10 protein-coding genes are annotated in these 12,863 nt (G+C 75.4%); 7 read left to right on the plus strand and 3 right to left on the minus strand.

Annotated features, from left to right (window positions below; all coding sequences use genetic code 11):
* Both E1298_RS34510 and E1298_RS34515 read left to right on the plus strand, forming a co-directional pair.
* A partial coding sequence (locus E1298_RS34510; protein ID WP_131900853.1) for a PP2C family protein-serine/threonine phosphatase occupies positions 1-1,647 on the plus strand: 1,647 nt, incomplete at its 5' end.
* 31 nt (positions 1,648-1,678) lie between these two features.
* Positions 1,679-2,599 (plus strand): 5'-3' exonuclease, encoded by a 921-nt coding sequence (locus E1298_RS34515; protein WP_207945002.1) that lies wholly within the window; start codon positions 1,679-1,681, stop codon positions 2,597-2,599.
* A gap of 15 nt (positions 2,600-2,614) precedes the next feature.
* Here E1298_RS34515 and E1298_RS34520 read toward each other — a convergent pair whose 3' ends face one another.
* Complete coding sequence (locus E1298_RS34520) at positions 2,615-3,961, minus strand: erythromycin esterase family protein (protein ID WP_131900855.1); 1,347 nt, start codon at positions 3,959-3,961, stop codon at positions 2,615-2,617.
* Positions 3,962-4,378: 417 nt separating this feature from the next.
* On the opposite strand from E1298_RS34520, the gene E1298_RS34525 reads away from it, so the two are divergent.
* A complete protein-coding gene (locus tag E1298_RS34525) occupies positions 4,379-5,131 on the plus strand; it encodes a Crp/Fnr family transcriptional regulator (protein ID WP_131900857.1) in 753 nt (250 codons plus the stop codon).
* 67 nt (positions 5,132-5,198) lie between these two features.
* On the opposite strand, the gene E1298_RS34530 is transcribed toward E1298_RS34525, so the two are convergent.
* Positions 5,199-5,387 (minus strand): hypothetical protein, encoded by a 189-nt coding sequence (locus E1298_RS34530; RefSeq protein WP_131900859.1) that lies wholly within the window; start codon positions 5,385-5,387, stop codon positions 5,199-5,201.
* A gap of 261 nt (positions 5,388-5,648) precedes the next feature.
* Here E1298_RS34530 and E1298_RS34535 point away from each other — a divergent pair, with 261 nt between their 5' ends.
* The 3 genes from E1298_RS34535 to E1298_RS34545 all read left to right on the plus strand — a co-directional run bounded on the left by E1298_RS34535 (position 5,649) and on the right by E1298_RS34545 (position 7,657).
* Complete coding sequence (locus E1298_RS34535) at positions 5,649-6,017, plus strand: hypothetical protein (RefSeq protein WP_131900861.1); 369 nt, start codon at positions 5,649-5,651, stop codon at positions 6,015-6,017.
* 133 nt (positions 6,018-6,150) lie between these two features.
* Positions 6,151-6,705: a GNAT family N-acetyltransferase gene (locus tag E1298_RS34540; protein ID WP_131900863.1), complete on the plus strand. Its 555-nt coding sequence runs from the start codon at positions 6,151-6,153 to the stop codon at positions 6,703-6,705.
* A 130-nt stretch (positions 6,706-6,835) separates the two neighbouring features.
* The gene (locus E1298_RS34545; RefSeq protein WP_131900871.1) at positions 6,836-7,657 is read left to right on the plus strand and encodes an NAD-dependent protein deacetylase; all 822 of its coding nucleotides are present in this window, start codon (positions 6,836-6,838) and stop codon (positions 7,655-7,657) included.
* 143 nt (positions 7,658-7,800) lie between these two features.
* On the opposite strand, the gene E1298_RS34550 is transcribed toward E1298_RS34545, so the two are convergent.
* Positions 7,801-10,884 carry an FAD-binding and (Fe-S)-binding domain-containing protein gene (locus tag E1298_RS34550; protein ID WP_131900865.1) on the minus strand — a complete coding sequence of 1,028 codons (3,084 nt, stop codon included), beginning with the start codon at positions 10,882-10,884 and terminating at the stop codon, positions 7,801-7,803.
* Between the two features lie 128 nt (positions 10,885-11,012).
* Here E1298_RS34550 and E1298_RS34555 point away from each other — a divergent pair, with 128 nt between their 5' ends.
* The gene (locus E1298_RS34555; protein WP_131900867.1) at positions 11,013-12,800 is read left to right on the plus strand and encodes a thiamine pyrophosphate-requiring protein; all 1,788 of its coding nucleotides are present in this window, start codon (positions 11,013-11,015) and stop codon (positions 12,798-12,800) included.
* Positions 12,801-12,863: the final 63 nt, after the last annotated feature.

Below are 12,863 nucleotides of genomic sequence, written 5' to 3' on the forward strand. Positions count from 1 at the left end.
GTGCCCGACGCGATGCCCGACGCGGCGGCCGGTGCGGCGCCCGGATCCGCCCGCCTGACGCTCGGCGCGCCCCCGCCCGCCGTCTCCTCGCAGGCCGTCCCGCCGGAGGTCGTCCCGCCGCAGGCCGTTCCGCCGCAGGCGCACGCCGCCGTGCCGTGGCCGCGGGCCGTGCTGGACGTCATGCAGGACCCCGCCGCGTTCCTGACCCCCGTCCGCGACGCGTCCGGGCGGGTGGTCGACTTCCACGTCGAGGCCGTCAACGCCGACGCCGCCGGCCTCGCGGGCCGCCGCGACGGCGCCCGCCTGCTGGACCACGACCCCGGCCTCGCGGTGGCGGGGCTGTTCGAGGAGTACGTCCGGGTGCTGGAGACCGGCGTCCCGCTGCGGCGCGGGCCCGGCGAGCACGCCGGGGCGCCCGGCGGCCGCGCCGGGCCCGCGGGGCTCAGCGTGCGGGCGTGCCGGACCGGCGGCGGCGTCCTGGTCGGCTGGCGGTTCCCCGACGGCTCCGCCGACCTCGCGGCGCAGCTCGCGCAGGCGCAGCGGCTCGGCAACCTCGGCTGGGGGCGCTGGGACCTGGTCACCGGCGCGGCCCGCTGGTCCGGGCAGCTGTATGAGATCTTCGGCCGGGACGCGGCGGCGGGCCCGCCGCCGCTGGAGGCGCTCGCCGACCACGTCGTCCCCGAGGACCTCCCGCACGCCGAGCACCTCATGCGCACGCTGCTGGTCCGCCGCGAGCCCGCCGACCTGGAGCTGCGGATCCGCACCGGCACCGGCGTCCGGCACGTGCGGGTGATGGCCGAGCCGATCCTGGACGCGCTCGGCGAGCCCGTCGCGCTGCACACCGTGTTCCAGGACGTCTCCCAGCGCCGCCGCTGCGACGAGATGCTCGCCGCGACCCGCCGCCGGCTCATGCGCCAGCGGCGCCGCATGGCCGAGGAGCGCCACATCGCGGTCGAGCTGCAGCGCGCGATCCTGCCGCTGCCCCGGGGCCCGCGCACGCTGCCCGGCCTGCGCGCCGCCGTCCGCTACCTGCCCGCGCAGAGCGAGACGCGGGTCGGCGGCGACTGGTACGAGGCGACGGCGCTGTCGGACGAGGAGGTCTTCCTGGCCATCGGGGACGTGTCGGGCCACGGGCTGCCCGCCGCCGCCGGGATGGCGCGCATGCGCAACGCCCTCAGCGGCCTCACCTGCACCGGGGCCGCCCCCGACCGGCTGCTGACCTGGCTCAACCGGCTGCTGCTGGACCGGCACCGCGCCCTGACCGCCAGCGCCATCGCCGCGCGCTACGAGCCCGGTCCCCGCGTGCTGACCTGGGCGCAGGCGGGCCACCCGCCGCCGCTGCTGCTGCGCGACGGCCGGGCCGAGATGCTCGACGCCCCCGAGGGCGTGCTCCTCGGCGCCCTGGAGGCGCCGCACATGGAGCTCGCCATCACCCGCCTCCAGCGCGGCGACCTGCTGGTGTTCTACACCGACGGGCTCGTCGAGCGCCGTGACCGCGACCTCGCCGACGGGTTCCGGCTGCTGCGCGAGGCGGTGCAGGAGCGCTCCGGCGCGGGCCCGGACGCGGTCATCGACCACGTCCTGCGCTCCCTCGGCGCCGCGAACCCCGACGACGACACCTGCGTCCTGGCCGTCCAGGTGACCTGATCCTGTCCGGGGCCCGTGGGAGCATGAACCCATGAGCGGGCTGATGCTGCTGGACACGCCGTCGTTGTACTTCCGTGCCTTCTTCGGCGTCCCCGAGTCGGTGACCGCCCCGGACGGCACGCCGGTGAACGCGGTGCGGGGCCTGGTCGACATGATCGCGCGGCTCGTCCAGGACCGCTCCCCCGACCGGCTCGTGTGCTGCATGGACGCCGACTGGCGGCCCGCGTTCCGGGTGGCGGCGCTGCCGTCCTACAAGGCGCACCGGGTGGCCGAGGACGGCGGCGACCAGACCCCGGACGCGCTGTCCGCGCAGCTCCCGGTCATCGACGCGGTGCTGGACGCGTTCGGCCTGGCCCGCGCGGGCGTCGCCGGCTACGAGGCCGACGACGTCATCGGCACCCTGGCGGTCCGCGGCGCGGCGGGCGGCCCGGTCGACATCGTCACCGGCGACCGCGACCTGTTCCAGCTCGTCGACGACCGCGCCCCGGTCGCCGTCCTCTACACCGCGCGCGGCATCCGGAACCTGCAGATCATGGGCGAGAAGGAGATCACGGCCAAGTACGGCATCCCGGGCCGCGCCTACGCCGACTACGCGACGCTGCGCGGCGACCCCAGCGACGGCCTGCCCGGCGTGCCCGGCGTCGGCGACAAGACGGCGGCGGCGCTGGTCACCCGGTTCGGGTCGGTCGCGGGCATCCTCGCCGCGCTGGACTCGGGCACCGACGCCGGCTTCCCCGCGGGCGCCCGCCGCCGGATGGAGGCGGCCCGCGGCTATCTGGCGTCGGCCGAGACGGTGGTGCGCGTGGTCACCGGCATCGACGCCCCGGAGCTGGCCGCCCTCGACGACCGCCTGCCGTCCTCCCCCCGCGACCCCGAGGCCCTGGTGGAGCTGGCCGACCGGTGGAACCTGACCAGCCCGGTGAACCGCCTGCTCAACGCCCTGAAGCGCTGACGGCCGGGGGCCCGCTCACAGCAGGACGGCCGCCTCGACCGAGTGCAGGTGGATCAGGTTGTCATAGGCGGGGCCGAGGGCGATGTCGTAGGGCTCCTCGGGCCAGCCGGTGCCGATGTTGCGGGTGGGGCGCTTTTGCGCGAGCCACGCGCGGGCCGGGGCGGGTGCCGTCCGCATGTCCAGGAAGTACCTGGCGGGGCCGGCCCTGTCGAGGGTCGCCTCGTTGCCGCCGGGCTCCGGCGGGCCGACGGTGATCCGCTTCAGGTCCGGGCCGTCGTCGGTGCGGGCCTGGAAGGAGCCCTGGTAGAAGGTGAAGCCGATGTTGGTGTAGCGCGCGCCGAAGTGCTCCCTGAGGAAGGCCCCTTGCGTCTTGGGGTAGCTCCCGGGGTCGTCGGGGACGTATCCGACGTGCCCGTTGTGCGCGGACAGCAGGATCTTGTGCCCGGTGCGGAGCCGCCACCAGCGGACGTTCTCGGCCATGGCCCCGTCGCGGAAGAGCATGCCCGCCCTGGCGCCCTCGGGGGTGGTGTAGTCGAAGGAGTGCAGCCTCGTGGTCTGGACGATGGAGCGGGCGTGCTGGAGCGCCCATTCGAACGCCTCACGGCCGGCGCCGGGGGCCGGGCGCAGCGTCGCGAGCAGGTCGTACGCCCGGGTGGTGAGCCGGTCGATCTCGCGGCGCCGCTCCAGCGGCAGCGCGAGCAGGGCATCGGAGTCGGCGAGCGACAGCAGCCGCGCGTAGAGCCGCTCGAACTCCGGCACCAGGGCGGGACGGCGGCCGCGCACGTAGCCGATGACCTTGCCGGTGAGCTCCTTGCCCAGCGTCGGCACGTTCATGTCATCGCCCATGAACCGCACCTTGCGGGGGCTGCGCAGGTTGTGGGCGCGCATCCACCGGAACAGGTCGAGGAACTCGCGGGTCTCCCAGGGGGTCTTGCCCCGCAGCTCCTCCTTCATGATCGTGCGCGGGTCGCCCTTGCCGTGCAGGACGTAGTCGTCGATCAGCAGCCCGGTGCTCCAGGCGTCCTCCAGCGCGAACGTCCGGAACCCCCTGTGCTCGACCAGGTACCGGAACACCCGGTGCTTCATCGCGAAGAACTCGTGGGAGCCGTGCGTGGCCTCGCCGAGGCCCACCACGAGGGCGCCGCCGACGGCGCGGCCGAGCGGGCGCAGATCGTCCAGGGGGCCGGCCGGCTCGGTGGAGCGCAGCGGGCGGGCCGCGGCGCGCAGCGCCGGGAGCGGGTCGCCGGACGGGCGCGGCGGGCGGCCCGCGGCGGCGGTGCCGCCCAGGACCGGCACGGACGAGCCCGCCAGGGCGGAGGCGGCGAGGAAGCGGCGGCGCGAGAGCGGCGAGGACGGCGTCATGCGGACCAGGCTGCCCGCGGGCGGGGCCGCCCGCCATCCAGCACGCCGCCGTGCCGAGGTGGGGCAGGCCCCACCAGGCGCCCGGCGGGCCCCGTGGATGACCCGGGAGGTTGACTCCGTCTCGGCGCAATGTGTCAGGTGACGCAGACACGCGGTGCCCGCGAGTGCAGCCTTGTGATCAATGAGGGGCTTTCCTTGGGACATGCGGGCAGCACGGACACCGCCGCGGGAGCGGGCATGACGCGCGTTCAGGGCGCGGCGGCCGCATGAGCGGACCGGTATCCGCGGCACTGGGCCTCACCGCCCCACTCCCCCCACTTGCCGCGGGTACCGGTTCACCCGGCGGCCCCCGGGCGCCCGTCCATCGGAGCCGACCACGAGCCCTGCGTGGGGGCGGGCTCGGGAGACGGACCCCTCATGAGTGAAAGGACCGGTTCCCCCGGCGGCCGGGCCGCGGCCCCCGCGCCCGGCCCGCCGCCGCGGCGCCGCGACGGGTTCTGGGGCGCGCTGGACGCGGCGCAGCGCACCACGCTGCGGCAGGTGTCGCGGCCGCGCGGGTTCCAGCCGCGGACGCCCCTGTGCTACCAGGGCGAGGAGTCCGACCACATCATGGTCATCGAGTCGGGGTGGGCGAAGGTGTGCTCGTCCACCGCCGACGGCCACGAGGTGGTGCTGGCCGTGCGGGGGCCGGGCGACCTGGTCTGCGAGAGCGCGGTGCTCGGCAGCAGGCAGCGGTCGGCCACGGTGACCGCGCTGAGCCCGATCCGGGCGCTGGTGGTGCCCGCCGCGCGGTTCACCGGGTTCCTGGACGCCCATCCGGAGGTGTGGCTGCTGGTCAGCGGGACGTTCGTGCGGCGCCTGGACGACGCCGACCGGCGCTTGCAGGCGCACGTGTCGGCGCGCGGCGCGCAGCGGCTGGCGCTGCTGCTGGCGCAGCTGGCCGAGTTGTCGGCGCGGCACTGCCCGCCGGCGGCGGACGGCAGCGTCGACATCGCGCCGCCGCTGTCGCAGGAGGAGCTCGGGAGCTGGATGGACGCCTCCCGGGAGACGGTCGCGCGCGCGCTCAACAGCCTGCGCAGGCGGGGCCTGGTCAGCACGGGCTGGCGGAAGATCACGGTCGTGGACCTGCCGGGACTGCGCGCGTTCGCACAGGGCCGGCAGGTGGACTGAAGGGCCCGGCCGGTCGGACGGTGGGTTCGCCGGTGGAACAGGCCGCGGCCTTTACGTTGTAGATTTTTTAGCGGCGGCGGCGACTGTAGCGGCGGGGGCGCCAGTCCGTCCCGCCGCCGACGCCGGCCAGGTGGAGGGCGAGCAGGAGCAGACCGAGGGTGATCAGGGTCTGGTAGTCCAGCGCGTCCGAGGTCACCTCGGCCAGGTCGAACAGCAGGGCGAGAACGAAGACGATCGCGGCGACGATCGCGAGCATGTCGGGCCTCCGGTCGGTCGAGGGGCGCCGGGGCGCCCCACGGGGGGTGCCTACCGGATGTCCTCCAGCCCGGCGGGCAAACCGGACCGCCTTTTCGGACGTCCCCTTCCCCGGTTCCCGCCGTCCGGCAACGCGGGCGCGACGGTGGTCAGCGCGACGTTCCGCGGGCGGCACGGCCGGCGCCGCGTCCCGTTAGCCGGCCGATGGGCGGGTACGACAGCCCTGACACCGACCACCGGTTGTGAACAGGGGGAACGCGCCATGGGACAGTCGCACCCGATCCAGGGCGAGCACAAGTACCAGCACGAGGTGACCACACCGGACGAGCACGAGGAGCGGCCCGGCCAGAGCCTGGTCACCACCGACCACGAGGCCATCCGGCGGTGGGCCGAGGAGCGCGGCGCCGCGCCCGCGACCGTGCCGGGCAGCGAGTACGGCGGCAGGCCGGGCAGGCTGCTGTTCGACTTCCCCGGCTACGGCGGGGAGAACCTGGAGCACATCTCCTGGGACGACTGGTTCCGGACCTTCGACGAGCGCAGGCTCAACTTCCTCTACCAGGAGCACAAGAAGGACGGGGCGCAGAGCAACTTCTTCCAGCTGGAGAACCCGGCCCGCAGGTCCGATCGCTGAGTGCCGCGGGCCGTCCCGGGCGCTGACCGGGGCGGATGTTGACAGCCGTCAGGGGCGCGGCCTACGTTGCCGATCATGATCGACGGCTTTGAGGGCGGGACGGGGCGCCGCTGGCGCGCCGCGCGGTGCGCCGGTGCCCGCCGCCACTGACCGGGGCGTCGTCCTGCGCAGGCTGGGCGAGGACGACGCCGAACGGTACCGGGCCTTCCGCCTGCGGGCGCTGCGGGACTTCCCCGCGGCGTTCACGTCCAGCTTCGAGGAGGAGAGCGCCAGGCCGCTGTCGGCGACGGTCCGGCGGCTGGTCCCGCCGGGACGGCCGGACGACGCCGTGCTGGGCGCGTTCGACGCGGCGGGCGACCTGGTCGGCAGCGCGGGCATCGCCGTCCCGCCGCGCCGCCAGGAGCGCCACCAGGCGACGCTGTTCGGGATGGCGGTGGCGCCGCACGCGGGCGGGCAGGGCGTCGGCAGGGCCCTGGTCGAGCGGATCCTGGAGATCGCCGCGTCCGCCGGGCTGCTCCAGGTCGGGCTGACGGTGTCGGAGGGCAACCTGCCCGCCGAGCGGCTGTACAGGTCCTGCGGCTTCGAGGTGTGGGGCCGCGAGCCGCGGGCCCTGCTGGTCGGCGGGCGGCCCGTCGCCAAGCTGCACATGGTCCGCATGCTGGACGGCCACGGCGGGCCGGGCGGGTGACCGGCGGCGCCGCGGGGCGGGCGGCGCCCGGCGCGGGGGTCCGGCGGCGCCGTTCGTCGGGCACCATGGAGGAGTGACCCAGGTTGTGGACGGGGAGGCCGGGGCGGCGGTGGCCGCGCCCGGGCTCCGGATGCTGGCCGATCTCGTGGCGGACGGCGACGTGGTCGTGCTGAGCGGCGCGGGCCTGTCGACCGAGTCGGGCATCCCCGACTACCGCGGCGAGACCGGGCGGCTGCGGCGGGCCGAGCCGATGACCTACCAGCGGTTCACCGGGAGCCCGGCGGCGCGGCGGCGGTACTGGGCGCGCAGCCATCTGGGCTGGCGGCACATCGCCCGCGCCCTGCCGAACGCCGGGCACCGGGCGGTCGCCGAGCTGCAGCGCCGGGGGCTGGTGGCCGGGATCATCACCCAGAACGTCGACGGGCTGCACCAGGCCGCCGGGGCGCGGGGCGTGGTCGAGCTGCACGGCGGCCTGGACCGGGTGGTCTGCCTGGCGTGCGGTGCCCGCTCGTCCCGCGAGCACCTCGACCGGCGGCTGCGCGACGCCAACCCGGGCTGGGACGGCGCGGCCGAGGTGGTCAACCCCGACGGCGACGCCGTCCTGGACGACGACCGGGTCGAGGGGTTCCGGGTGGTGGACTGTGACCGGTGCGGGGGCCTGCTGAAGCCCGACGTGGTGTTCTTCGGCGAGAACGTGCCGCCCGCCCGCGTCCGGGACTGCTACGCGCTGACCGAGGGGGCGGGCGCGCTGCTGGTGCTCGGGTCGTCGCTGACGGTGCTGTCGGGGTACCGGTTCGTGCGCCACGCGGCGCGGCACGGCATCCCGGTCGCGATCGTCAACCGGGGCGCCACCCGCGGCGACGCGCACGCGCTGGTGACGCTGGACGCGCCGCTCGGCGACACGCTCGCGGGCCTGCTGGCCGAGCTCGGCCCGTCCCCGGCGGCCACCTGACCCGGCGGCAGATGATGCCGAATGATGTCAGGCGACGCGGTAGGGGGCGGCGTCCTCGCGGCGCAGGGCCAGGCCGTTGCCGGGCTCCTCGCGAGGCCGGACCGTCCCGCCGGAGGGGGGTTCAGCCGAGGCCGCCAGGGCGGTCACCCGGGCTCCCGGGGCAGCAGGTCGGCGAGGAGCTCGGCCAGGTGGCGGGGGCGGGCGCCGGTGCCCGCCTCGATCTGCGTGCGGCAGGAGAACCCGTCGGCCAGGACGGCGGTGCCGGGCGCGGCGTCCCGGACGGCGGGCCAGACGCCCTGCTCGGCGATGGCGGTGGACACCTCGTGGTGGCCGCGCTCGAACCCGAAGTCGCCCGCGAGGCCGCAGCAGCCGACGTCGAGCGTCTCGGCCTCGACGCCCGCGCGGGCCAGCACGCGCTCGTCGGCGCCGAACCCCATGATCGCGTGCTGGTGGCAGTGCGGCTGGGCGATGGCCCGGGTCTTGCGGCGGTCCAGGCCCGCCAGGACGTCGCGGGACGCGACGGGCGAGGGCCCGCCGGCCTCGCGCTGGTGCTCGTCCAACAGCTCGGCGAACGTCCTGGTCTGGTCGCGCAGCCGGTTGACGTCGTCCTCGGCCGGGCCGCCCGCCATCAGCTCGGGCGCGTCGGAGCGGAAGACGGCGGTGCAGCTCGGCTCCAGCCCGATCACCGGGACGCCCGCGCGCAGCCTGGGGGCCAGGACGGCCGAGGTGCGGCGCAGGACGCGGGCGGCGACGCCGAGCTGCCCGGTGGAGATCCACGTCAGGCCGCAGCACACCGGGCGCGGCGGGACCTCCACCCGGTACCCGCATGCCTCCAGCACCCGGACGGCGGCCTTGCCGATGTGCGGGTGGAAGTTGTCGGTGAAGGTGTCGGGCCACAGGACGACGCGGCGGCCGCCCTGGGCGCGGGGCGGTTCGCGGCGCCTGAACCAGTCGGTGAACCGCTCGCCGGCGAAGCGCGGCAGGGCGCGGCGGGGGTCGATGCCGCCCGCGCGCTTGATGAGCCGGTCCAGGCCGGGGACGCCCATGGCGGTGTTGACGGCGCCGGGCGCCATCGCGGCGAGCCGCGCCCAGAGCGGCAGCCAGCCCATAGAGTAGTGCGCGGCGGGGCGCAGGCGGCCCGCGTAGTGGTGGGACAGGAACTCGGCCTTGTAGGTGGCCATGTCCACGTTCACCGGGCAGTCGCTGCGGCAGCCCTTGCAGGCCAGGCACAGGTCGAGGGCGCCGCGGACGTCGTCCGACCGCCACCCGTCGGTGATGACCACCGCGCCGCCCGGCCCGGGTGCCGACGGGTCCGGCCCGGACGGGGACCCCTGCGGGGCGGGCATGCCGCGCATCATTTCCATGAGGATCCGGGCGCGGCCGCGGGTGGAGTGCTCCTCCTCCCCCGTCACCCGGTAGCTCGGGCACATCACGCCGCCCGACGACGAGCGGCACTTGCCGATCCCGACGCAGCGGGCGGCGGCGTGGGTGAAGCGGTGGTGGTCGTCGGGGAAGGTGAAGGAGGTGCCCGGCTCGGCGGGGCGGTAGGCGAGGTGGTCGAGGTTCTCGTCGAGCCGGTACGGGTGGACGATCTTCCCGGGGTTCATCCGGCCGCGCGGGTCGAAGATCGCCTTGTAGCGCTCGAACAGCTCCACGACCTCGGGCCCGAACATGATCGGCAGGAGCTCGCCGCGGGACTGCCCATCGCCGTGCTCGCCCGACAGCGACCCGCCGTAGGACGCCACGAGCCGCGCGGCGCGCTCCACGAACTCGCGGTAGCGCCCGGCGCCGGGGGCGTCCTCCAGGTCGAACGGGATCCGGGTGTGCACGCAGCCCTGCCCGAAGTGCCCGTAGAGGGAGACGGGCCCGTAGCCGAAGTCGTCGATCAGGGCCCGGAAGTCGCGCAGGTAGTCGCCCAGCCGTTCGGGCGGGACGGCGGAGTCCTCCCAGCCTTCGCGCGTGTCGGGGTGCCCGGGCGGGTAGGCGGTCGCGCCGAGGCCCGCCTCGCGGATCCGCCAGAGCTTCTCCTCCCCGGCGGGGTCGCGGACGTACGCGCACCGGGGCTCGGCGGGCGAGGTCCGCAGGTCCTCCATGAGCCGCCGGGCGCGCCCGTCTGCCTCGTCCTGGGTGTCGCCGCCGAACCGGACCATGAGCCAGCCGGTGCCGCGCGGCATCTCGTCCAGGGCGCCGGGGTCGGCCAGGCGGTGCTCCTTGGCGAGGTCGAGGAGGGTGTCGTCCATGCCCTCCAGCGCGAGGGGCTCGGACGGCAGGACGCGCGGCACCGCGTCGCCCGCGGCGGCCACGTCGTCGTAGCCGAGCACGATGAGCGTCTGGAAGCGCGGCACCGGCACCAGGCGGATCTCGGCGCGCAGGACGGTGACCAGCGTGGATTCGGACCCGACGAGCGCGCGGGCGACGTTGAGGCCGTGCTCGGGCAGCAGGGAGTCGAGGTTGTAGCCGGACACGCGGCGCGGGATGGCGGGGTAGCGGGTGCGGATCAGCTCCATGCCGTCGTCGCGCAGGCCGCGCAGCGCCCGGTAGACCTCGGCGCGGCGCCCGCCGGCGTCCACGATCCGCTCGTACTCCTCGTCGGGGGTCGGCCCGACCCACATCCGCAGCCCGTCGTAGGTCAGCACCTCCAGCCGCAGCACGGAGTCGGCCATCTTCCCGTACGCCTGCGCGGACGCGCCGCACGAGTTGTTGCCGATCATCCCGCCGATCGTGCAGGCGTCGTGGGTGGACGGCCGGGGCCCGACCATCAGGCGGTGCCCCGACAGCCGCTCGTTCAGGTCGTCCAGGCAGGCGCCAGGCTCCACGACGGCGCGGCGCGCGTCCGGGTCCAGCGACACCAGGCGGTGGCAGTACTTGGACCAGTCGATGACGACGGCGTCGTTGCAGCACTGCCCGGCCAGGCTCGTCCCGCCGCCGCGCGACAGGACGGGCGCGTCGTGCTCGGCGCACACCGCGACGGCCTCGGCGGCGGCGTCGACGGTCCGGGGGACCACGACCCCGATGGGCGGCTGCTGGTAGTTGGAGGAGTCGTGGGCGTAGGCGGCGCGGGAGCCGGGGTCGAAGCGGACCTCGCCGTCCACCCGCGCGGCGAGGGCCCGCCGGAGCGCCGCGCCGGGCCGCCCGTCCCCCGCCCCCCGATGCGGCGCGCCCTGGTGCGCCGCGGCCCCGGATTGCCGGTCCTTGCCCCGGTCAACGCGCCGCGCTGAAACAGACATGTCCTGCCGCATACCCGCGACCATGGTTTCAACCCCGTGGCCCGGGAAGCGGTGAGAGTGCCGGGCGCGGATCGTCCGGCGGACGCCCTGAGCGTCGCCGCGTCCTCATCGTCACAGGGAAGTGCGCCATGCCGAAGCAAGTCGCCGACCACATCCTGGAGCGCCTGCGCGACTGGGGCGTCGAGCAGGTGTTCGGCTATCCGGGGGACGGCATCAACGGCCTGGTCGCCGCGTTCGGCAGGGCCGGCGACCGCCCGAGGTTCATCCAGTCCCGGCACGAGGAGATGTCGGCGTTCGAGGCCGTCGGCTACGCCAAGTTCAGCGGGAAGGCGGGGGTGTGCGCCGCGACGAGCGGGCCGGGCGCCGTCCATCTGCTGAACGGGCTGTACGACGCCAAGCTCGACCACGTGCCGGTCGTCGCGATCGTGGGGCAGACGGCGCGCAGCGCGATGGGCGGCCACTACCAGCAGGAGATCGACCTGCTGTCGCTGTACAAGGACGTGGCCGGCGAGTACGTGCAGATGGCGATGGTGCCCGAGCAGTTCCCGAACCTGATCGACCGGGCGTTCCGGGTGGCGCTGGCCGAGCGGGCGCCGACCGCGGTCATCGTCCCGGCGGACCTTCAGGAGATGGAGTACTCCCCGCCCGCCCACGCCTTCAAGCAGGTCCCCTCGTCGGTGCCCGGATACGAGCCGCCGGTGACCTGCGCGCCGCAGGAGCAGGTCGCCCGCGCGGCCGAGGTGATCAACTCCGGGTCGCGGGTGGCGCTGCTGGTCGGCCAGGGCGCGCGGGGCGCGGTGGAGGAGGTCCAGCAGGTCGCCGAGGTGACCGGCGCGGGCGTCGCCAAGGCGCTGCTCGGCAAGGACGTGCTGTCGGACGAGCTGCCCTACGTCACCGGCCCGATCGGGCTGCTGGGCTCGCGCCCGTCGTATGAGCTGATGCGCGACTGCGACACGCTGCTGATCGTCGGGTCCAACTTCCCGTACTCGCAGTTCCTGCCGGAGTTCGGGTCGGCGCGCGCCGTCCAGATCGACGTGGACGGCAAGATGATCGGCATGCGGTACCCGACCGAGGTGAACCTGGTCGGCGACGCCGCCACGACGCTGCGCGCCCTCATCCCGCGGCTGCGCCGCCAGGAGGACCGGTCGTGGCGGGAGACCGTCGAGGGGAACGTGCGGCGGTGGTGGGAGACGGTGGAGCGGCAGGCGCGCGTCCCCGCCGAGCCGGTGAACCCGATGCTGCTGTTCTGGGAGCTGTCGGCGCGGCTGCCCGACGACGCCATCGTCACCGCCGACTCGGGATCGGCGGCGAACTGGTACGCCCGCGACCTGCGGTTCCGCGGGCGGATGCGCGGGTCGCTGTCGGGCACGCTCGCCACGATGGGCCCCGGCGTCCCGTACGCGATCGGCGCCAAGTTCGCGCACCCGTCCCGCCCGGCGGTCGCGCTGGTCGGGGACGGGGCGATGCAGATGAACGGTCTGGCGGAGCTGCTGACGATCGCCCGCTACCGGGAGCGGTGGAGCGACCCGCGCCTGATCGTGGCGGTGCTGCACAACAACGACCTGAACCAGGTGACGTGGGAGCTGCGCGGGATGGGCGGGTCGCCGAAGTTCGAGGAGTCGCAGAACCTGCCCGACATGGACTACGCGGCGTTCGCGCGGGCGATCGGGCTGGAGGGGATCGTCGTCGACGCGCCTGAGGAGATCGGGCCCGCGTGGGACCGGGCGCTGGCGGCCGACCGCCCGGTCGTCCTGGACGTGCACTGCGACCCCGACGTCCCGCCGATCCCGCCGCACGCCGAGTTCGAGCAGCTCAAGGACGTGGCGGAGGCCATCATGAAGGGCGACCCGGACTCGTTCGGCGTCGTGCGCAAGGGGCTGCGGACCAAGGCGCAGGAGCTGTTCAGCCGCACCTGAGCACCGCGCACCGCGCGCCGGGGCCCGGGCCGGGTCCGGTGGGGCCGGGGTCAGCGGGCGAGG

Source organism: Actinomadura rubrisoli, from assembly GCF_004349215.1.
GTDB classification, from domain to species: domain Bacteria; phylum Actinomycetota; class Actinomycetes; order Streptosporangiales; family Streptosporangiaceae; genus Spirillospora; species Spirillospora rubrisoli.